The following is a 20,708-nucleotide window of genomic DNA, read 5'->3' as shown; positions in this document are numbered from 1 at the left end:
GACCATTCCGCTTTTTAGGAAAAGAAAAATGCATTTTTATCCGACCGAACGAGTTGCACTCTTCATCGATGGCGCGAACCTCTATGCGACAGCCAAGTCATTAGGCTTCGACATTGACTACAAGCGCCTCCTCGGACTCTTCCGGCAGAAGGGTCAGCTCGTACGAGCGCTCTATTATACGGCCCTCGCCGAGGAGCAGGAGTATTCATCGATCCGTCCGCTGATCGATTGGCTGGACTACAACGGCTTTTCGATGGTGACTAAGCCGACGAAGGAATTCACCGACGCCACCGGCCGCCGGAAGATCAAAGGCAACATGGATATCGAGCTGGCTGTCGATGCCATGCGTCTGTCCGACAACCTTGATCACATCGTCATTTTCTCGGGCGACGGAGACTTCCGCAGCCTCGTCGCAGCGCTGCAGCAAAAGGGCAAGCGCGTAAGCGTCGTCTCGACCCTTCAGACTCAGCCGCCGATGGTCGCCGATGAGTTGCGCCGTCAGGCCGATCAGTTCGTCGACCTGGCCGATCTTGAAGAGCAGGTTGGACGCTCCCAGAGCGGCGGACCCGCTGGTCGTTCGCCACGCCAATATACGGCTCGCCCGCCGCTTTCTCCTGCACGCGACTCCAACTATCTCGGAGACGATGACCTCGCGGAAGAAGAAGTCTAAGAACTTTCTCTTCGACACGAGCATCGACGCATGGCACCCGGGGCAATGGGCAAAATAGTCTTTGGTCCCGAGCCTCCCGCAAAGTGTACGCGCTGCCCGCGGCTCGTCGCCTACCGCAAGGAAAACGAGAACCAGGAACCTGATTGGTTCAACGGAGCGGTGCCGTCCTTTGGCACCTCCCAAGCCCGTCTGCTGATCGTCGGCCTGGCGCCCGGACGAAACGGCGCCAACCGCACGGGACGACCCTTCACCGGCGATTACGCCGGCGATCTCCTCTATCAAACGCTGCTCGAATTCGGTTTCGCCAAAGGCGAGTACCGCGCCAGCCCCGACGACGGGCTGAAGCTTATCGACTGCATGATAACGAATGCCGTGCGCTGCGTGCCACCCCTGAACAAGCCGGAGCCGAGCGAAATAGCCAATTGCCGCCCCTTCTTCGAGGCTCGGTTGGCGAATCTACCGAAATTGAAGGTTATCCTCGCCCTCGGCCGCATAGCCCACGATCAAACGCTGGCAACGCTCGAGAAACGAAAAACGCTCCACCCGTTTGCCCACGGAGCGCGCCACGAGCTGAGCCCTGATCGCGTCCTCTACGACAGCTTCCATTGCTCGCGCTACAATACCAATACGCGCCGTCTGACGACCGAGATGTTCCGATCGGTTTTTGCCGAGATCAGGCGCGAGCTGGCCTGAGAGACGCCAGCAAATCCTGCGCATGCGTCCCGGGCGCTGTCACCGGATAGATGACGCGATAGATCACGCCGTTCCGGATAATCATCGTCAATCGTTTGAGATACGTCGCTCCACCCGTCTCGAAGCGCGGCAGCTTCAGTGCATCGGCGAACGCGAACGTCTCGTCGCTGAGCAGAAGATACGGGATACCGGCGCGCATCGCGAAAGCCTGCTGGCTGTCCGGCGATTGACTGCTGAGCCCGAAGATCTCGTAGCCGAGAAGCTCGAATTCCTCATGCGCGTCGCGAAATCCTTCCGCCTCCGGCGTCGATCCGTGCGCTCCCGGAATGATGTCCCAATCAGGCGGGTTGGCGACGCCCGGCGTCCCCGTCATCGGGTAGACGAAAACGACGGCTCGCTCCTGATAGCGGGCGAGATTGACGCTCGCCCCTCGTGTCGCGGTGAGCGCGACATCAGGAAGACGCGTCCCCGCGATCAGATGTTTGGCGGCCCCGTCGTCCTCAGGAATTGGGAAATTTGACATTGCACTCAATAGCACGCTGTTGACCGGTCGTGCTCAGCCCTTCTCTCGCATCAGACGTGCTTTCTGACGGTTCCAGTCGCGTTTGGCTGCATCCTGACGCTTGTCGGAGTGGTTCTTGCCTTCGGCCAAACCGATCTTGACCTTCGCCCGGCCCTTCTCGTTGAAATAAAGTTCGAGCGGAACGAGCGTCATGCCTTTCCGCTCGACCGCGATACCGATCTTGTGGATCTCGCTCGCATGCATGAGAAGGCGCCGTTTGCGGCGCGGCTCATGCGGAAAAAGCGCGGCTCCCGGATATTCCGCGATGTAGCTGTTGATCAGCCAGACGCCGCCGTCCTCAACCGAAGCATAGCTCTCCGCGATATTCGACTGACCGCGGCGAAGCGATTTCACTTCCGACCCGAGAAGCTCGATGCCTGCTTCCCAGCTGTCGGTAATGAAATACTCGTGCCGCGCCTTGCGGTTTTCGGCGACCAGCGTTGTGCCGTCGTCCCGTTTCGAAGCCATTGATCAATGCTTTCCGGCCGCCGTCACTCGGCGGCTTTTGCGTCGAGGAGATCGAGGCGCAGCAGAACTGCGTCTATCGCCCGGCGGCTCGCCTCGGAGACAGGAACCATGGGAAGGCGCATATCCGGAGTACCGAAGCCCAGCCGCGAAACGGCATACTTTACGGGCGCCGGGTTCGTCTCGATGAAGAGAACCTCATGCAGCGGCATCAGCCGATCCTGCAGCGCCAGCGCCTTCTTGAAGTCTCCGGCCATGCACGCATTTTGAAACTCGGCGCAGAGCCGCGGCGCAACGTTCGAGGCCACGGAAATGCAGCCATGACCGCCATGCGCCATGAAGGCGAGCGCCGTCGCGTCTTCGCCCGAGAGCTGGCAAAACTCGGTTCCCAGTGCAGCACGCGTCTGCGACGGGCGCGCGAGGTTCGCCGTCGCATCCTTGACGCCGACGACATTCTTCAACTCGAAACAACGCGCCATGGTTGCGACCGACATGTCGACGACCGACCGGCTCGGAATGTTGTAGATAACGATCGGTATATTGATAGCGTCGTTGATCGCCTTGAAGTGCTGATAGAGGCCTTCCTGGCTCGGCTTGTTGTAGTAGGGCGTAACGATGAGCACGCCGTCCGCTCCAACTTCCTCGGCATACTGCGAAAGCTCGACAGCCTCATCCGTCGAGTTCGAGCCCGTACCGGCAATCACGGGAATACGCTTCTTCGCGGCCTCTACGGCGAGCGCGATCACGCGCTTATGTTCATCGTGATCGAGCGTCGGGCTTTCGCCTGTCGTCCCGACAGGCACGATCCCGTGGGTACCCTCGCTGATCTGCCAATCGATGAACCGCGTAAACGCGGCTTCGTCCACCTTCCCGTTACGAAATGGCGTGATGAGTGCCGTAATTGAACCTTTGAACATGCGTTCGCCTTAACTTGAAAAGACCGTGACGAACACCGCTCGATGCTGCGCCCTTGGCCTTGCTCGGGAAATCAACGTGAAAGACTCATGCCGTTACGGCCATGGGTCACTGTCTCGCCGCACGCGCGTGCCACCTCGTACGGATTGAACCGCTTGCTTCAGTCGCCATGTCTCCGCTTAATACGGTCTAACGTTGCTGATGAGGCAAGCGGCGCGACATTAGGCGCTCGGAAAGCCCGCCGCAAGATCGGGCGGGTTGGGCGTTCCATCCTATAGGAAGCGATGCATCTAACCCCCAATCATACAATATTAATCCGCTCGCTTCCGCGCGCTTTGCCGAAATTCGCGGCGGCCGTCGCGATCCTTGGATTTGCCCTCGCGAGCGCGCCCGCCCGAGCCGAATCGGCGCAGAAGCCCGTGCCGGCGCCCCAGCTCCTGCCGGCCGAAAAGGACCAGCTCCGCAAATTCGATGCGGCCCTCGCGCCACTTTTATCGATCTCCCCTGATTCGGCAGACGTCGAAGCCCTGCGCCAGGCGATAGCCGCCGTACGCGCTAATGACATCGGCCGCTTTATGGAAGCGAAAGAGAAAATTAACGACCCTGTCGTCCGCAAGCTCGCTGATTGGATCCGCTTGCGGGCCGGGCTCGGCGAGCCGCCGGAATTTCAAAAGTTTCTAAAGGACAATCCGGCATGGCCGGACCGGCCGACGCTGACCCAGCGCTTTGAAGAAGCGCTCTTCACGCACGGCGGCACCGCGAAGACGATCAAAAGCTACTTCCCAAATACCCTGCCCGAGACCGGCGCGGGGTACGCGGCCCTGGCCTCGGCCAATCTCGCCGACGGCAAAACGGAAGAAGCTCGAAAGCTCGCCGCGCAGGCATGGCGCGAGATGAGCATTCCTCCGTCATTGGAAAACGGCTTTCTCGATCGCTTCGGTAGTCTGCTGTCGCCCGCAGATCACAAATGGCGCTTCGACCGGCTGGTGACGGACGACGTCCGCTATGCCGGAAATCGCGCCGATCGCGTCGCTCTCGCACACCGCCTCATTCCGCTTCTGCCCGAGAGCGAGCGCAAAAGAGCCACAGCCCGCCTCGCCGTATTCAATCGAGCGTCGAACGCGCAGGCGCTGATGAATGCTCTTCCCCCCGGCAGTCGCGACGACACGGGGCTCGCCTTTCATAAAGCGCAACTTTTGCGCAAAGCCGGAAAAACCGAGGAAGCGGCGGCAATCATCCTCGCCATTCCACCCAACCCGGACAAAATCGCAGCACTTGATGAATGGTGGGCCGAACGGCGCGAGCTTGCCTATGGCGCGCTGAAACTGGGCAACGCCAAACTCGCATATGATCTCGTCAAGGATGCGGGGCCCTTATCGGTCAATCCGCGTAAAGACCAGACGTTCTTGGCCGGATGGATCGCGTTCCGATACCTCAATAAGGCCGATGTCGCTCAGCGGCACTTCAAGGATATGGCGACGGCTGCCGATGGTCCGTTGAGCCGCGCCAAGGCAGCCTATTGGCTCGGCCGCGTAGCCGATGCACGCGGCGATAAGCCGGAAGCATTGAAGCAATACCGCGCGGCCGCGAAGAACCCGGATACCTTCCACGGCTTGCTTTCTATGCAAATGCTCGAGCCAAACCGTTCGAGCCTTGAGATGTCGCCCCCCGCCTACCCGGCGGCCGATCAAATCCAAAAGCTCTTGTCGTCCGACGCAGCAAGAGCCCTGGTCATCGCGCGCAAAGCCAATCTCCAGCGGGAAATTACCCGCACGCTGCTCGCCGGCCTTCGCAACTCGGCGAACACCGAAGCCGAGGTCGCAATGGTAGCTTACCTCGCCGACGCTTTGGGCGATCCGCAGATGTCGCTGCGCATTTCCAAGGTCGCGATCGGCAAGGGACAGAACCTGCTGACCTACGGGTATCCGCTGAAGCCCTTCCCGGGTTACGCGCCGTTGCGGGCGCCGCCCGAGCTTCCGCTCCTGCTCGGCATCGCGCGTCAGGAAACCGAATTCGACCCGCAAACCGTTTCGGGCGCAGGCGCCAAGGGTCTCTTGCAGGTGATGACGCCGACGGCGCATCACGTATGCCGCGACTACAAGATCAAATGTTCGATCCCGCGCCTTCTTTCCGATCCCCCGTACAATGTGATGATCGCATCCGCCTATATTGCCGATCGCATGGATGACTTCGGCGGCTCATATGTGCTGGGCCTCGCAGGCTACAACGCCGGCCCCGGACGAGCCCGGCAATGGATCCGGGAAAACGGCGACCCGCGCGATCCCAACGTCGACACCATCGACTGGATCGAACGGATCCCGATCACTGAGACGCGGGAATACGTCACAAAGGTCTTGGCGAACATCCAGATCTACCGGGCCCGGCTCGGCATGAAAAATCCGCTTCGGTTGAAGCAGGATCTTCTGCGCGACCGCGGCGACACGAAGGTGCCGGGCGACACGCAAGGCGTTGCTGAGAACAACGACGGTTGAAACCTTCAGGACAAGGGCGACGGCACACGAATGGCGACCGGGCAAGAATTCGAGGAAATCTACTTCACCTGCCGCGACGGGCTGCGCCTCTATGGGCGGCACTACCGGCCGCAGACTCTATCGCGCGCGCGTCCCGTGCTTTGCCTCGCTGGTTTGACGCGCAACAGCCGCGACTTTCATGACGTTGCCATCGCCTTGAGCCGAGGCGATGTTCCTCGCGACGTCTTTACGCTCGACACGCGCGGACGCGGCCTTTCCGATCACGATGCCAATTGGAAGAACTACGCCGTGCCGATCGAGACGCAGGACGTCATCGATTTCCTGACGATGCTTGGTCTGCATAACGTCGGTGTCATCGGCACCTCGCGAGGCGGCCTCGTCACCATGGTTTTGTCGGCCGTCCAGCCGTCGCTGATCGGAGCGGTCGTGCTGAACGACATCGGTCCCGTCATCGATGCCGAAGGCTTGGCGCGCATAGCCGGCTACGTCGGCCGCGTTCCGCTCGCGAAGAACTGGGAGGACGCAACGCGCATCGTCGGCGATCTCTTTCGCCGCGACTTTCCCAGGATGACGGATAAGGATTTCGAAGCCGTCGCCCGCCAGCTCTTCAATGAACGGAAGGGCAAGCCCGCGCGAGGATACGATCCCAAATTGGCGAATTGTCTATCGGTTCTCGACGGCCCAATACCGGAGCTATGGCCGCAGTTCGAAGCGATGAAGCGCGTACCGGTGCTCGTCATCCGTGGCGCAAATACCGACCTTCTCTCGGAAAAGACGGTCGAGGAAATGCGCCAGCGCCATCCCCGGCTCAAATCCCTCACCGTCCCCGATGAAGGCCACGCACCGCTATTGCGGGATGCGCCGACGATATCGGCAATCGCATCGTTCTTCGCCGAGACGGACGAGCCGCGTGACGGTGCGCGCTATGGAACGCTATCACGCAGCGATTTTGGTCACGTCTCGCGGCTGGTATCGACCTCGCCCCTGTCCACGCGCCGCGAAAATTCGGTCTGACCGCCGCTCGCCAGGATGCGCGCCTGCTCCACCCAGTTCTCGCGTTCGATCCGGCCCTTGAATTCGAGGCTTCGGCTGATGCGATCGATGTCGCCGCTCGTCCAGTTCGCGATCTGGTCGTAAGTGCCGACGCCTAAGGCGTTCAGCCGCTTCTCGATCAACACGCCGATGCCACGGATGCGCTTGAGATCGTCGTGGGATCCATCGGCCTCGCTCGACGGCGGTGCGCTCTCTTCTGCGGCCGCGTCAGCGTCAGTTTCGGCGTCATCCTTGGCGACAGGCGCTGGCGCTGCGGCTCCGTTCCGCTCTCGGATCGCGTCGGTGATCCTCGCAGGGATCGAGATCTTCGGATCGACCTTGGAGAGCGGCGAAATCGGCTCGATGGGCTTCAAGCCGCGCGTCACGCTGGCGGACGCAGCGGCGATTGCAGCAGCCGCGGCAGCAGCCATCTCCGCAACCGAACGTCCCTGGCTCGCAGCTGCGACACCAGACAAATCCGTCCGCTCTTGCCCGCTCGGCGGCGATGCCGGGTTGCCGCTATCCGACTCAGCCTTTTGCCCACGATCGTTATCCGTGGTGGACTTGGGAGCGGCAGCCGCAGCACTCGATTTGAGCGCCGCCAAACGGTTGCGCGAATAATACGTCTCCCCGCCCTTGGCGAGAATTTGCGCCTGCTCGACCCATTGCTCGCGGTCGATCCGGCCCGGTATTTGAAGGTCTTGGCCATACCGTTTGACGTCGGCCTGCGTCCACCCGGCAATGTCTTCGAAATAATTCACGCCAGCGGCCTTCAGCCTCTGCTCGATGTCGCCGTCGATCGCGCGAATGCGCTGAAAATCATCCCCGCCTTCGATGGGCTTCGCGACCGGCGGCTGAACGATCTTGGGCGCTGGAGCTGGCTGGGGTTCAGGCGCTCGTTCTGGCTCCGGCTCGGGTTCTGGCTGGTACTCGGGCGCGATCGCGGCTGGCGTTTCCGCTTTCGACACGTTCGCATCAGAATATCCGAGAATTGGCGATTCCAGCGGGACATCTTCCATTGCCACTTCCGCAGGCTCGGCCGCGGTTTCTACAGGCTCTTCCTTCTTCTCCTCCTCGACGGCCTTTCGAGAGAACGCACCGGGCATCATGGCGGACGCAGCCGCAGCGGCCTTTGCAGCGGCCACAGCGCCGGCAGCAGCCGCCGTCGTCGCGTCACGCAATCTCGCGGCGAGACCGCCAGGCCGTTCCGGTTTCGTGACGGGCTCAGGCTCGGGCAACAATGAAGGCGGCGCTTCTTCCGCTATAGGCTCAGGAGCTGGCGGCTCGAGTTCCGGCGGCGCCACAGGCTCAGGCGGCTTCGGCCGGTAAATCCCCGTTACGGGCTTCAATACCGAGGGACGCAATTCAACGATTGCGCGCCGGGGAATACCTTCGTTGGGATCCGGCCCGATCAGCGCCCGCAAGAAACGCGAAGGGTCGAGCACCTTCGGAGCAGGCCGCGGCTCCGGGCGCCGCAAGACGTCGATCTTAGGCTGCACGGGGTCGATCGCCCGCGGCGCGACCACGGGCTGCGGCATCCGAGGCGCCACGCGGCCACGAACGGGCGGCGGCGACGGCGACATGACCGGAGGACGAACAGGCACCTCGAGCTGCACTGGCGCCAAAACATCTTCGGAGAGATCTGCAGACGAGCCGAGAGCTACCCGCTTCACAAGGCAAGCAACGAACGCTCCCGCAAAATACGACGCGAGCAAAAGCAGGAATGTCTGCAACAGGAGGTACGTCATTTCCTACCTAATCGGATGCCCAACAATTCGCCCTGCACTTCCTTCAGCACTTCCAAGATCGGCCAAGTTCGGCACCTCAGGATTTCTTAGCGCCGCACGATACCCAGCCGGCGACGAGCCCCAGCGCAAATGCTGCTGCCATCCACCAGATCAATTTCAGGAACAGATAATCCATGGTTGCTTTCCCCGGCGTTCGTCTCAGTTGACCCGGACGGTGAATTCGATACGGCGATTTTTAGCGCGGCCTGCGTCAGTTGAATTGTCTCCGATCGGCCGCGTTGCCCCGTAACCGATCGTTGTCAGGCGGCGCGCATCGACGCCGTTCTGCGAAAGAAAATCCGCGACCGCGCGCGCCCGGCGATCCGCAAGCCGCGAATTGCGCTCATCCGTCCCCTCCGCGTCCGTATGCCCCTCGATTTGAATGCTGAAGGTCGGACACTCGTTCGCGATCTGAGCAAGATCCTTGAGCGTCTGCGTGCTGTCGGGCGTCAAATCCGCCTTAGCCCGCTCGAAGTTGATCGTGCCCTTGGCGGTCGTCTGGCGCATCAGCGTCTGGCAACTGTCGGCCGCTTTCTCCTCGACCGACATGATCGTGATCTCATCGCGGCTTTTGAAGCCCGGCGGCAAATCCGTCGAAAGCACGCTGCGGATGTCATTGGCGACTTGCTCGCTCTCCGCCGCTCCCTTGATCACGAGTTCCTTGCCTGAAATCGTAACTTCGCCGTTGCGTAACCGCGCCATTTCTTCAAGCCCGAGATGCGCCGCCGACGACCAAGGCTCGGACGCTGCGCCGACGATCTTCATGTTGTCGGTGACGTTCGACCCCGCATAGATCTGCTGTGCGATCTCGACGAGACGCAAGCGCGACGCGTCATCAGGGGCCTCGCCGCCGATCGTAACCATACCGTTGGCTTCGCGGCTCGCCTTCCACGTGAGGTCCGTCTTCAGCTGGCCCGTAAACGCGATATTCGTCGTCGTTTCGCACGTCTGGCCTGCGGCAGCCTTTACATCGCCCGGAACCGATTGCGAGGCCGCATAATCGTCGGTCTCACCCGAAACCACGAGCCGGCGATCGGTGAGAATGGATTTGCCTTTCTTGAGGCGCGGCAACGACGCGAGGCCCGCGACGACGCACTGCTGCCACCCGTCGGGCGCGCCAGGAGCCACCTGCGATTTGTCGTTCAGCTGCCGCCCCGGAAAGCGCGCCTTCACCGCATCGATAAGCGCGGCCCGCGCCGCTTCGCTCGGCATCATGCCGACAAGATCGAGCGCCGCCCCCTCGTTCACGATGCCCATCACATAGCCGCCGCCCGGCACGACGATATCCGGCTTCGAGAAGCGAATTTGATCGATGATCCGGAAGTTTTGCGGCACCTGAAGCTTCAACGTCTTTTTGACAGCCGAAGCGATCTGCTCGTCGGCCGCCTCGCCCGAGACTGTCAACTCGCGGTCGGCAATCGAAGCCTCGCCCAGCCGAAGTTGCGCCAGCTGTTCAAGCGCGATCGTCGCCGCCTTGCCCCATCCATCGGGAGCACCGGCCGCAATATCCGTGCGGTCGGAGATCGACATTGTGGAAAACAGCGACTTCGTGCGCGCGCCGAGCTTCTCCCGCTCTTCGTCGGAAGGCGCAAAACCTGAGACCGCGATCCCCGTGCCGCTCTTCTTTATCGACCATACGAAGGGCCGGGCGATTGGCAGCGCGATATCTTCATGCGCAAGGCCAACACCAGCCGGTCGCCGTGTTGCGAGCGCCGTCTTGATCTCCCGATAGGCAGCCGATGTCTTCGCCTCGCCCTTGATCGACAGATTGAGGTTGGCGAGTTCCGCCTCTCCGCGCTTCAACCCGGAAAGGCTGCGCATGCTGAAAACCGCACCCGCAAGCCACTGGCGGCGGTCGATCGAGCCACGCGCCAAGCGCATCTCGTCGGAAACTTCGCTACCCGGAAAGGCGGTGCGGGCGGCATCGATGAGCTCCCGTCTCGCCTCCTCCGACGGAACGTTTCCCGCGAGCCGGATGCGGCCAGCGCCTGGCGAAATCACCGACCAGCGGTAGTCCGCAACGCTGTCGATGAGTTCGGATCTGTTGCTGGCGACGCGGACGCCCCAGACGTTCTCCACTGAGGCAAGTGCCTTTTCTGGATCGCGCTCTTCCGGCGCCTTCCCCATCAGCACGACGTCGCGGCCGACGAAGCGAAGGCTGGCCCAATCGAAGCCCGCGCGCTTCAGCGCTTCGCCCGAGCGGTGGGCGAGGTCGTACTCGATATTGCCCTGCTCGAGTTGGACGGCAACCCAAGTCAACATCGCAATCGGGACGAGTCCCAAAAGCCAATATGATGGATTGCAGCGCATGCGCAGGCGACTCCGAATACTTACAGACAACGAAAGGGAGCGGACGAGCAAAACCCACTGGTGGGAAGCGATGCGCTAACCCGCCAACGTGGCCTACTCTGATCCGAACGGATCCCCTCGTCTCAAGTATAGACAAGTGGGAACGCCATTCCAAGCCGCGCTGAGCTCATGAAGCGTCCGCTAACCATCTGAGAGAAAAAGAAATCTTTCGCCCCCTGCGGAAGCGATCACGGCCTGTGGCTCAAGTACCGCTTAATACTTTTTACTTGCACGCCTTCACGGCAACGGCGTGGCGGCAGGGCCGAACCCACGAAACTGCCAGTGGATCGCGGGAGGCCGCCGAGACGTGACACACGCTAAGGAGCAAAGCCCGGCGGGAGGACAACCACTGAAAGGCCTGCAGCTCGCAATATACCGGCCTCGTCCGCCTCCCGGCCCGCCTCAAGCGCCACGCGCATTCTGATCCTCACGACCCGGCCGCCTTGGGCACTCGCCGCCACGATGTCGTCGACGACAGCCTGAGCATCTTGCGCCCCTGCCCCAACCGGATATCTCCGGGCTTCTCGGCGGGCGAACTCCGTCACGGCGGCCGGAACGTCTTCGTCGAAAAATATATGGTCGGCGCCGCGCAGCGTTCGGACGGCCCCAAGCGTCAGACCTTCCGCACCGCCTGGGCCGATTTCGATGATGACGACCGGGTGACCGCGGTCTTCAACCGCAACTTCGCCCATCAACTGATCGAGATCCGCCGGCGTCGGTCCGCGATCGGCATGGCGTATCGCGAAATCCGTGAACCGCTGCCAGAAGCGCCGCTTCTTCTCCATGGTGTCGCCGAAGCGATCGCTGTCGCGCCGTAAGGTGCGCGCAGCCTCGGCCCAGCTCTTGAAGCTTTCCGGCAGCAGCCCTTCGATGAGCGACCGGATCGCCTGACCGAAGACGGGCGCCGCGCCATCCGTCGAGATCCCGACGACAAGGGGCGAACGATTGACGATCGCGCCAAACTGAAAATCGCAGAATGCCGGACGATCGACGACGTTGACAGGCACGCCGGCTGCGCGGGCGGCAGACGCGAATTCGGCGGCCTCCGTATCGTCGCCCAAAGCGCCGACAGCGAGCGCCGCGGATCTCAGATCCTCCGGCGTCCAGCGGCGATCCTTCAAGACAAGCCGGCCGTTGGGTGGCGACGCCGCCAGTTCCCGAAAACCTTGGGCAAAGCTCTCCGCGAAAACTTCGACGTGGGCGCCCGCGGCCGACAGAAGCTCGGCCTTCCAGAGCGACGGCTCGCCTCCACCCGCCAAAACGACCCGCTTGCCGTCGAGCTTGAAGAAAACGGGGAGCACCGCCAGCGCCGCGATGCGGTGGGCAACAGGATCGGACACGCTCGGTCTTTCGTCTTGCATTGAGGATCACACGCGCAGCAACCCGGCGTCCAAGAGACGCCGGAAGGCTCCCGTGTTCCTATCGGCCGGACGCCGAACGAACAAGGTTTTCCGAGCGTGTCGGGCCCGGGAACGCGCAATGCCGCCTACTGCGATGCCTGCTGGCCGATCTTCACGACGTCTTGCGCCGTAATATTCGACTTCGCGGCACCGAAACGCGCGGTGACGTAGTTGACGACGGCGGCAATTTCTTCCGGCGAATAGGCTTTGCCGAATGCCGGCATCGTAACCTCGCCGTCGGGCGAGTGGCGGGTCACGCCCCAAATCACGGCCTGCGCGACATTCCTCGCGCTCGGATCGTTGATCGCGCGGCCGCCGACGAAGTTCGCGTACGACCGGACAGGACTTTCGCCCGACCATCCGTGACAGGCCGCGCAAGCACCCGCGAAAATCATCGCACCACGCTCGTTTTCGGAAATCTCATGCGCTTTCGGGAAGGCCGAGGCCAGCGTCGTTTTGGGGACCGGAAGCTCCGGATCGGAAATCGGCGGAATTGTTTTCAAATACGTCACGAGCGCTTTGATGTCCTCCGGCTCCAAATGCATCAGGCTCATGTCGATGGCCTCGCCCATCGGTCCGGAAGCCGTCCCGAAGCCTTCCACGTGACCATGCGCGAGAAACCTCGCCGTCGTGTCCGCATCCCAGCTACCGATGCCGGTCTCTTTGTCTTGCGTAATGTTGTAGGCCTTCCACCCGGCCGTGACCGCGCCCGCGAATTTTTTGCGGTTGTTGAGCGCCTGCATGAGATTGCGCGGCGTATGGCACTCGCCGCAATGGCCCAGCGCTTCGGCGAGATACGCGCCGCGATTCCATTCCGCACTTTGCTTCGGATCGGGCCGGAACCTCTCGTCGCTATTGTAGAGGAGTGACCAGAACACCATCCCCCAGCGTTGATTGAATGGGAAAGCAAGTGTGTTCGGCGGAGCCTCGCGACGAACCGGGGCAAGACTGAACAGATAGGCCTTGATTGCCAGCACATCGTCATCCGTCAGCAACGTATAAGATGTGTAGGGAAATGCCGGATAAAGGCGCGACCCGTCAGGCGCGATGCCCTTATGGACGGCTTTCAAAAAGTCGGCATCGGTCCAATTGCCGATACCCGTTTCCTTGTCCGGTGTGATGTTCGGCGAGTAGAGCGTGCCGAACGGGAGATTGAAAGCAAGGCCGCCGGCGTAAGGTTCGCCGCCCTTGGCCGTATGACACGCCTCGCAATCGGCCGCGCGCGTCAGATACTTTCCGCGCGAAACGAGATCGTCTTTTGATAGCTTCGCCGGAACGCCGGTCGGATCGCCGTCCTTGTAATCGGATAGAGCGACGGAACCACCCTTTGCAAATGCCAACGGCCCCGGCACGTAGATGATCCAGACCGCAGCGATGATTACGACGACTGCGAGCAGCGCCAGCCAATACGATTGCTTCATACTGGCTTTCTCCCAGCGAGCGCGTCGCGGTCGATGGGCAACCTTCGCAATCGAACCCCTGTCGCCGCGAAAAGCGCATTCGTAAGAGCAGGCGGGGCGGCGGTCGTTCCCGTTTCGCCGATCCCCCCAGGAAACTCCGTGCTGGAAATGAGATGCACCTCGATTTTCGGTGCCTCATTGATCCGCAGCATCCGGTAGTCGTGGAAATTGCTCTGCTCGACGCGCCCCTTCGCGATCGTTATTTCCCCGAACAACGCGGCGGCCAGACCGAAAATAAGACCGCCCTCGAGCTGCGCGACGATAGTGTCTGGATTGACGGCGATACCGGTATCGACGGCCGAAACGAACCGGTGCACACGCACTTCGCCATTCTCATCGACCTCTGCCTCGCAAACGGTCGCAATGAAGCTGGCGAATGCGGTCTGAGCCGAGATGCCCCTTCCTGTGCGCGCAGGAAGCGCTCCACCCCAGCCGGACTTCGACGCAGCCAGCTGAACGGCAGCCTTGAGACGCGGCGTAGCGTCGAGCATGTTGAGCCGATACGCGACAGGATCCGCGCCCGCCCGGTGCGCGAGTTCATCGATGAAACTCTCGCTCGCGAAGAAATTGTTGTTCGCCCCGACGCCGCGCCAGAACCCTGTCGGCACCGCCGGCGGCTCCGCCCTGACGTACTCGACCCGAACGTTAGGAACGCCGTAAGGGTTATCGGTCGCGCCGTCGACTGCATCGATATCGATGCCTTTCTGGAAGGCCGGAGGAAGCCAGCGGGCGATGATTGCCGCGCCGGTGATCCGTTGCGTCCAGCCGGTGATCTTGCCGTCTTTCACACTCGCCGCGAGGGCATCGTGATAGACCGGCCGGTAGACATCGTGCTGCATGTCCTCTTCACGCCGCCAAATGATTTTCACCGGCCCTTCGACGTGCTGAGCGATCCGCGCTGCTTTGACCGCCATATCGGGCTCGAGCCGACGACCGAACCCGCCACCGATCAGGAAATTGTGCACCGTCACTTTTTCGATCGGCAATCCGAGAGCTTTGGCGACCTCCGACTGGACGCGCGCGACAACCTGCGTTCCGGTCCAGACCTCGCAGGCGTCTTTCGTGAAGTGGACGGTGCAGTTGAGCGGCTCCATCGTCGCGTGAGCGAGAAAAGGTAATTCGTAGACCGCTTCGTATCGATCTCCGGCGGCGAAAGCTGCTTTGACGTCGCCCTGCTCTTTGGCGACAACGCCTTCGCCCTTGCTGGCCTTCCGCAAAGCATCCCAGACTTCGGCAGACCCAATCGCAACGTTCGGTCCCTCGTCCCACGTGACGTCCAGCGCACCGAGGCCCTGCATCGCAGTCCACGTCGAGTCGCCGACCACCGCGACAAGGTCATCCAGCACGACGACCTGACGAACGCCCTTTATGGCCCGGGCCTTGGTGTCGTCGACGCGCCCGACTTTGCCGCCGAAAACCGGGCATTCCGCGATCGTCGCAAACTGAACGCCGGACGGCATCACGTCGATGCCATACTGGGCTGTGCCGTTGGTCTTCTCCGGCGTGTCCTTCCGCGGGATCGGCTTGCCGATCAGTGTGAAGTCTTTGAGCGGCTTGAGCGGCGGATCGCTCGGCGGCTTCTGCGTTGCCGCTTGCGCGGCGAGTGCTCCAAAGCCGACTTTGCGCCCGCTTCCATCGTGGATGACCTCGCTATTCGACGCCCGGCAGCTCGACGGCTCGACATTCCATTGTTGCGCGGCAGCGGAGATGAGCATTGCTCGCGCGGTGGCGCCCGCCTTGCGAAGCGGCATCCAGAAAGCCCGCACCGAAGTCGAGCCGCCGGTCGCTTGAATGTGAAAGGCCGGATTGGCGTAAAGCTTCTCGTCGGGCGGCGCGTGCTCCAGAACGACCTTATTGAAATCGGCATCGAGTTCATCCGCCAGGATCATCCCGACGCTCGTATAAATCCCTTGCCCCATCTCGACCTGAGGCATGATGAGCGTCACGACATCGTCGTTGCCGACGCGAATGAACCCATTGGGCGCAAAGCTCTCATCTGCAGCGCGCGCAATCGGCAGGCGAAAACTGACAAGCAAAATGCCCGCGGCTCCCGCTTTGATAAGATCACGGCGAGAAAGGGGGCTTGCCTCGGAGGCTAGGTTTGTCCGCATTTGAACCTCCGTCATGCCGCTGCAGCTTTTTTGATCGCCGCGCGAATACGGACGTAGGTACCGCAGCGGCAGATATTCCCGGCCATCGCCGCATCTATGTCATCATCACTGGGATTGGACGTATGGGCAAGCAGTGCTGCCGCCGACATGATCTGCCCGGACTGGCAATAGCCGCACTGGATGACCTCGAGATCCAGCCACGCCTTCTGAACCTTGGCACCGGCATCCGTCGCGCCGATGCCTTCGATCGTCGTAATCGCGCGTTCGCCGACGGAACCGATCGGCAGCTGACACGAGCGCACCGCCTCGCCGTCGACATGAACGGTACAGGCTCCGCACTGCGCGATGCCGCATCCGAACTTCGTTCCTGTCAGTCCGAGCAAATCGCGAAGTGCCCAGAGAAGAGGCGTGTCGGGGGAAGTGTCAACGTCTCGGGGCTGACCGTTGATTTTCAGAGAGATCATCACGTTCTCCCGGCGCTTGAATGATCAATGCATTGCTTGCCGACGAAATCGCACGATGCCGCGCGACATCCTTCGACTGAACGCGTTTATATTACTGCTATAATTCAAATGATCAACGAGACGATAAGGCCGGGAAATTGGGGACCTCCCGGCCACCGATATAGTCAAGCAGCGTTATCGCTATACCTTCTTTGACGCTCGCTATTCTCCGCCTTCAACAAATACGAAACGATCGTTCGCGCGACCGGCGGTGCGAAGAGGATATTGCGATGGCCAAAGCCCGCATACGGCAGCAATTCCGCACCATCAGTTTCCGAAACGATCTCTTCGGCGCATCGAAACGAGACCTCGTGGTCCTCGCGGTCATGCACGACAAGGGCTTCGCACCCCGTCGCCCGCAAAAGCTTGACGACAGTGAAGCAGTTGAGCGAGCGGCCTGATATGCGCTCCAGCCGCGCCTCGAACGCGCGCCGTCCTGCGCCATCAAGACCCCACCGCTCCGCAAACTCACCCGTAACTTCCGGTAGCTTATTCGGACTGGCAACGAGAACGATACGCGGCGTCTCAAGGGCATGAGGCATCGGCTGCCGCCCCTCGGCCGCAACAAGCGAGATCATGCCGCCAAACGAATGCGCAACGATTGCGCTGAGCGGACCGAAGTGACGGCCAATGATCGCCGTCGCACGCGCGCATTCGATGAGATTGGTCGAACGTTCGCCGCTGAGCCCATGCGCCGGCAGATCGAAAAGAACGACGCGGTATCCCGCCCGGCGTATCGGCTCGGCGACGGCTGTCATGAATGAAGCTTCGCCAGTCCATCCGTGCACGACGAGCACGGTGCCCAACGCAACTCTGCGGTCCGGCTCGAAGACATAGGCTTGAATATCCGCGACCGGCGTCGCAATCCGGCGCCAGTGGGCATTGCGCAAGTGAAAGCGCGCCCGCTGCGCAAGCTGCAAATGATTGGCTGCGCGATAATGCGATAATTCCGGCATGCAAAAGAGCCGAAAAGCAGCGTCTCCGGCGAGGCCAGCCGGAAGATGCGACAGGGACCGTCCGGCCCATGCGTTTTTAGGCACCCACATCATTCTCTATTTCTGAAATCGGAGTTCCAAATGCGCAAGACCGCCCGCCAGATCAATTTGCCGCAATGGTTGACGGCATGTTGCACCGCTTCTTTGTCAGCCAGACACGACCATAGGATTTGTTAATACGGCGATAACCTTCAATAGGTTCCGCGATCGGCTTCAATGCCAGGAGACGCACACTGAAATAAAGTACGCTGTTCATATTCGGCGAAATGATTGACGCCGAAGACCAGCGGTCGCCTGCCATTGCTGGCCACCCGCCCCACGTTGTAGCTGGAGCCGTCGGTATTCCGTCGATGCGGTTCTCGTCCGCGTTCCCAAAGTCTTGATTATCGGCACAATGATCCTCCATTAGCGGACCACCTCTCGACAGCCTTTTGTCAGCCCGCCAAAAAGGAACGGCTATTGATATCGCCAGCAGAGCTGCATCATCTTTTTGAAACGTACGGCATCTGGACCGTTGGCATCATCGTCGGGCTCGAAAGCTTGGGGATTCCGCTGCCGGGCGAGGCGGTGCTGATCATCGCATCTATCTATGCCGCAACTCACGACGGCAATATTGCCATGGTCATCGCGGCAGCGACCATCGGCGCGATCGTCGGCGACAACATCGGCTATATCATCGGCCGTGAATTCGGATATCCGCTGGTTTTGAAATTCGGCTCCTATGTCGGATTGACCGAAGGCCGCATAAAGCTCGGTCAATTCCTTTTCCAAAAGCACGGCGGCAAGGTCGTCTTCTTCGGACGTTTCTTTGCCGTTCTTCGGTTCCTCGCGGCCTTGCTGGCCGGCATCAACCGGCTTGCGTGGCCGAGATTTCTTGTGGCCAACGCACTCGGAGGCCTCATTTGGGCGAGCATCGTCGGTATGTCTGCATACACCTTTAGCCGCAGCTTTCACGAGGTACAAGGACCGCTCGGGGTCATCGCGATTGCAATCGCAATTGGAATAGTGATTGCAATCTTCTTTTACCTAAAGCGTCACGAAGCGGAACTTCAGGCCGAGGCCGAAGCTTCTCTACCGGGCCCTCTCCCTGGCCTTCACACGGGAGGGCCACCGACCGTCCGCTGAGCCGCCTCAAGACGATCTCAAAATCAACGACCCCAGCCCAAAAGGATCGGAGTGATATCCTTGAAAAATCAGGACGGAGCCGACATTTCGATTTACCGGCCGTTATCGCCTGGAGAACGATGTTGCCTGCTTTTCGCCCGTGTTAGCCGCGTATCAATGATCTCTGGAACCATCTCGAAGGCATATCTCAAATGAGAGGATTTCTCGCCGCCGCTTACGATCAACTGAAGCTGGCGCTTGCTATCCGCTCTCTCCTGCCCCCGCGTCCGGGCGACCTCGCCGCCCGCGCGAAGGCCAAGGAGGAGCGCTTCCGCCATTTGTTGCGATATGCCTATGACAATTCCCCGTACTATCGAAAGAAGTTCCAGGGCATAGATCTGAAAACCTGCGCCATTACTGATCTTCCAACCCTTACGAAGGTCGAGATGATGGCGAACCTCGACGACATCTTCACCGACCGCGATCTTCGCCGCGCCGACCTTGAACGTTTCATGTTGGACCCCGCCAATATCGGGGCCTACTACAAAGACAAATTCGCCGTCTGCCATACCTCGGGAAGCCAAGGGCAACCGGCGATCATCGTTCAAGACAAGCCCGCAATTTTGACGACCTTTGCGGCCCAGTTCGCACGCGGCAAGAAATTGAGCCGGCGGTTCCTGCCCCACTTGCAGCGCTTGTTCAATCCGGCGCGCTTCTCCATCATCACGCAAAAGCCGGGGTTTTATCCAAGCAGTACATTCTTCAATTACTTCCCCGAGCGCGCCCGCCGCTTCCTCAAGTTGCAGCGCCTCTCCGTGTTCGATCCGCCCGACGTGCTCGTCGAGAAGCTGAATGAATTTCAGCCGAACTTCATCACCGGCTACACGAGCTCGCTCGAGACGATCACGCGCGAACTCCAAGCGGGCCGCCTGAAGCGTCCCCGCGATCTCGAGCAAATGATGAACATCAGCGAGCCGCTCCCCGAGCCGATCGCTGAACGCGTGGAAAAAGCGTTCGGAGTGCACATCACGAACGTCTACAGCATGGCCGAATGCATGGCCCTCACCTGCGGATGCCAAACGACACACGGCAGCCACCTGAACGACGAACTCGCGTTCCTCGAAGTCGTCTACGCGAACGGCAAGCCCGTTCCGAACGGCACACCGGGAAGCAAGGTGCTCCTCACGAACCTGTACAATATGGCTCAGCCCATCATCCGCTACGAGGTCGACGACATCGTCACGATCAGCGCGACGCCGTGCGACTGCGGAAGTCTCCTGCCGCTCGTGAAGGCCGTCCAAGGACGATCGAAGGATCAATTCTGGGTTAACGTCGACGGCGAGATCCGCGATCTTCCGTATTATGTTTTTCTCCTCGCCCTCCACAACGAGACGAGGCTGGCCGAGCATCAATTTCTTCAGACCGGTGTTAACCGGTTCGTTCTTCGCGCGGCGCCGCTCCCCGGCCAGACGCTGTCCGCCGAGAAGCTCCGCGAGTACATCCAACAGTCGGTGACGACTGAGGGGTTCGCGAATGTCATTCACTTCGACATCGAACTGGTGGATCGTATTCTCCCCGAGGAATCCGGAAAGGTCCGTCGCGCAAAGAATTTATTCGGTCCGCCACCGGCATCGCCTGCGCTTGAAGGACGTCCTGCGGCCGAAGTTCGCTGACGCAGCGCCACCCTTCTGAGGAACCCCAACTGATAAATCCAGTTGAAGGAATGCGGCTTTCTTTGCGGAGTATCAGTCATGACCAGAAAAATGCTGAAGATCGTCGACGGTCCCGATAAGCCTGCTTTGCGGTGCGCGCTGGCGTACCCTGATAGGGAGTACGTTCACTTCACTCTCGAGGGTGACGCGACGGACGCAGCGATCGCGCGCATCGAGGACCAGGCGGAAGGTTTTACGTTCGAGATCAACGGCTGGCTAACGACAGGCGTTCACAAAGGCGAGACGTTCTTGGGGATTTATAGTGTGGAGACGCGATCGGGGCAGATCGCTCTTGGCATCGGCGCTTGATCTCGTGGGACCGCTCAAATCACGCGGTCCTTATCAATTTTTGCCTTCCTTGTGAAATGCCCAGCTCACCACTTCCTTGCCGAAGGGTTCGCCGGCTTGCGCCAAGCTTTCCAGCAAACAAATCGATTTTTAATCCATTCCATTCTGCC

At 60.8% G+C, this 20,708-nt stretch carries 17 protein-coding genes; 7 read left to right on the top strand and 10 right to left on the bottom strand.

Features of this window, described 5'->3' with window-relative positions; all coding sequences use genetic code 11:
• The first annotated feature begins 28 nt into the window (after window positions 1-28).
• Window positions 29-670, top strand: coding sequence for a LabA-like NYN domain-containing protein (locus BM399_RS05130; RefSeq protein WP_092865069.1), 642 nt, complete (start codon window positions 29-31; stop codon window positions 668-670).
• A gap of 30 nt (window positions 671-700) precedes the next feature.
• A complete protein-coding gene (locus BM399_RS05125; protein WP_210186948.1) occupies window positions 701-1,363 on the top strand; it encodes a uracil-DNA glycosylase in 663 nt (220 codons plus the stop codon).
• Here BM399_RS05125 and BM399_RS05120 read toward each other — a convergent pair.
• The 3 genes from BM399_RS05120 to dapA are packed head-to-tail and all read right to left on the bottom strand — an operon-like array spanning window position 1,344 to window position 3,307.
• On the bottom strand, window positions 1,344-1,886 hold the full coding sequence (locus BM399_RS05120; RefSeq protein WP_092865064.1) for a peroxiredoxin: 543 nt from the start codon (window positions 1,884-1,886) through the stop codon (window positions 1,344-1,346). The genes BM399_RS05125 and BM399_RS05120 overlap by 20 nt on opposite strands.
• A 33-nt stretch (window positions 1,887-1,919) precedes the next feature.
• Entirely contained in the window at window positions 1,920-2,393 is a 474-nt protein-coding gene (gene smpB, locus BM399_RS05115; RefSeq protein WP_045836749.1) for an SsrA-binding protein SmpB, read from the bottom strand.
• Between the two features lie 23 nt (window positions 2,394-2,416).
• Window positions 2,417-3,307, bottom strand: coding sequence for a 4-hydroxy-tetrahydrodipicolinate synthase (gene dapA / locus BM399_RS05110; RefSeq protein ID WP_092865061.1), 891 nt, complete (start codon window positions 3,305-3,307; stop codon window positions 2,417-2,419).
• A 282-nt stretch (window positions 3,308-3,589) separates the two neighbouring features.
• Between dapA and BM399_RS05105 the strand changes: the two genes are divergently transcribed.
• Window positions 3,590-5,797 (top strand): lytic transglycosylase domain-containing protein, encoded by a 2,208-nt coding sequence (locus BM399_RS05105; protein ID WP_092865058.1) that lies wholly within the window; start codon window positions 3,590-3,592, stop codon window positions 5,795-5,797.
• A gap of 30 nt (window positions 5,798-5,827) precedes the next feature.
• The gene (locus BM399_RS05100; protein ID WP_092865055.1) at window positions 5,828-6,811 is read left to right on the top strand and encodes an alpha/beta fold hydrolase; all 984 of its coding nucleotides are present in this window, start codon (window positions 5,828-5,830) and stop codon (window positions 6,809-6,811) included.
• Here the strand turns inward: BM399_RS05100 and BM399_RS05095 are convergent.
• From BM399_RS05095 to BM399_RS05065, 7 genes are all read right to left on the bottom strand, one after another.
• A complete protein-coding gene (locus tag BM399_RS05095; RefSeq protein WP_092865052.1) occupies window positions 6,751-8,577 on the bottom strand; it encodes a hypothetical protein in 1,827 nt (608 codons plus the stop codon). The genes BM399_RS05100 and BM399_RS05095 overlap by 61 nt on opposite strands.
• Window positions 8,578-8,775: 198 nt before the next feature.
• A complete protein-coding gene (locus BM399_RS05090; protein WP_092865049.1) occupies window positions 8,776-10,926 on the bottom strand; it encodes an OmpA family protein in 2,151 nt (716 codons plus the stop codon).
• A gap of 356 nt (window positions 10,927-11,282) precedes the next feature.
• Window positions 11,283-12,305: an NAD(P)-dependent oxidoreductase gene (locus BM399_RS05085; RefSeq protein ID WP_244531080.1), complete on the bottom strand. Its 1,023-nt coding sequence runs from the start codon at window positions 12,303-12,305 to the stop codon at window positions 11,283-11,285.
• A 146-nt stretch (window positions 12,306-12,451) separates the two neighbouring features.
• Complete coding sequence (locus BM399_RS05080; protein WP_092865043.1) at window positions 12,452-13,786, bottom strand: cytochrome c; 1,335 nt, start codon at window positions 13,784-13,786, stop codon at window positions 12,452-12,454.
• The gene (locus BM399_RS05075) at window positions 13,783-15,936 is read right to left on the bottom strand and encodes a xanthine dehydrogenase family protein molybdopterin-binding subunit (RefSeq protein ID WP_092866370.1); all 2,154 of its coding nucleotides are present in this window, start codon (window positions 15,934-15,936) and stop codon (window positions 13,783-13,785) included. Before BM399_RS05075 ends, BM399_RS05080 begins: the two co-directional genes overlap by 4 nt.
• A gap of 11 nt (window positions 15,937-15,947) precedes the next feature.
• The gene (locus BM399_RS05070) at window positions 15,948-16,400 is read right to left on the bottom strand and encodes a (2Fe-2S)-binding protein (RefSeq protein WP_092865040.1); all 453 of its coding nucleotides are present in this window, start codon (window positions 16,398-16,400) and stop codon (window positions 15,948-15,950) included.
• Window positions 16,401-16,564: 164 nt separating this feature from the next.
• A complete protein-coding gene (locus BM399_RS05065; protein WP_244531133.1) occupies window positions 16,565-17,485 on the bottom strand; it encodes an alpha/beta fold hydrolase in 921 nt (306 codons plus the stop codon).
• Between the two features lie 408 nt (window positions 17,486-17,893).
• Between BM399_RS05065 and BM399_RS05055 the strand changes: the two genes are divergently transcribed.
• The 3 genes from BM399_RS05055 (at window position 17,894) to BM399_RS05045 (ending at window position 20,559) form a co-directional block, all read left to right on the top strand.
• On the top strand, window positions 17,894-18,559 hold the full coding sequence (locus tag BM399_RS05055; protein WP_092865031.1) for a DedA family protein: 666 nt from the start codon (window positions 17,894-17,896) through the stop codon (window positions 18,557-18,559).
• Between the two features lie 191 nt (window positions 18,560-18,750).
• The gene (locus tag BM399_RS05050; RefSeq protein WP_092865028.1) at window positions 18,751-20,211 is read left to right on the top strand and encodes a phenylacetate--CoA ligase family protein; all 1,461 of its coding nucleotides are present in this window, start codon (window positions 18,751-18,753) and stop codon (window positions 20,209-20,211) included.
• Between the two features lie 78 nt (window positions 20,212-20,289).
• Entirely contained in the window at window positions 20,290-20,559 is a 270-nt protein-coding gene (locus BM399_RS05045) for a hypothetical protein (protein WP_092865025.1), read from the top strand.
• The last annotated feature ends 149 nt before the right edge of the window (window positions 20,560-20,708 follow it).

Origin of the sequence: Hyphomicrobium facile (assembly GCF_900116175.1) — a bacterium.
In the GTDB taxonomy this organism is placed as follows: domain Bacteria; phylum Pseudomonadota; class Alphaproteobacteria; order Rhizobiales; family Hyphomicrobiaceae; genus Hyphomicrobium_B; species Hyphomicrobium_B facile.
The sequence above is the reverse complement of the archived record's forward strand: the minus strand, read 5'-3'. Positions and strand labels throughout refer to the sequence as shown.

Coding starts and splice junctions, on each gene's coding strand:
- BM399_RS05090 (WP_092865049.1), bottom strand. CDS start 10,926: ATGCGCTGCAATCCATCATATTGGCTTTTGGGACTCGTCCCGATTGCG.
- BM399_RS05125 (WP_210186948.1), top strand. CDS start 701: ATGGCACCCGGGGCAATGGGCAAAATAGTCTTTGGTCCCGAGCCTCCC.
- BM399_RS05080 (WP_092865043.1), bottom strand. CDS start 13,786: ATGAAGCAATCGTATTGGCTGGCGCTGCTCGCAGTCGTCGTAATCATC.
- BM399_RS05105 (WP_092865058.1), top strand. CDS start 3,590: ATGCATCTAACCCCCAATCATACAATATTAATCCGCTCGCTTCCGCGC.
- BM399_RS05050 (WP_092865028.1), top strand. CDS start 18,751: ATGAGAGGATTTCTCGCCGCCGCTTACGATCAACTGAAGCTGGCGCTT.
- dapA (WP_092865061.1), bottom strand. CDS start 3,307: ATGTTCAAAGGTTCAATTACGGCACTCATCACGCCATTTCGTAACGGG.
- BM399_RS05070 (WP_092865040.1), bottom strand. CDS start 16,400: ATGATCTCTCTGAAAATCAACGGTCAGCCCCGAGACGTTGACACTTCC.
- smpB (WP_045836749.1), bottom strand. CDS start 2,393: ATGGCTTCGAAACGGGACGACGGCACAACGCTGGTCGCCGAAAACCGC.
- BM399_RS05100 (WP_092865055.1), top strand. CDS start 5,828: ATGGCGACCGGGCAAGAATTCGAGGAAATCTACTTCACCTGCCGCGAC.
- BM399_RS05045 (WP_092865025.1), top strand. CDS start 20,290: ATGACCAGAAAAATGCTGAAGATCGTCGACGGTCCCGATAAGCCTGCT.
- BM399_RS05075 (WP_092866370.1), bottom strand. CDS start 15,936: ATGCGGACAAACCTAGCCTCCGAGGCAAGCCCCCTTTCTCGCCGTGAT.
- BM399_RS05095 (WP_092865052.1), bottom strand. CDS start 8,577: ATGACGTACCTCCTGTTGCAGACATTCCTGCTTTTGCTCGCGTCGTAT.
- BM399_RS05120 (WP_092865064.1), bottom strand. CDS start 1,886: ATGTCAAATTTCCCAATTCCTGAGGACGACGGGGCCGCCAAACATCTG.
- BM399_RS05130 (WP_092865069.1), top strand. CDS start 29: ATGCATTTTTATCCGACCGAACGAGTTGCACTCTTCATCGATGGCGCG.
- BM399_RS05065 (WP_244531133.1), bottom strand. CDS start 17,485: ATGTGGGTGCCTAAAAACGCATGGGCCGGACGGTCCCTGTCGCATCTT.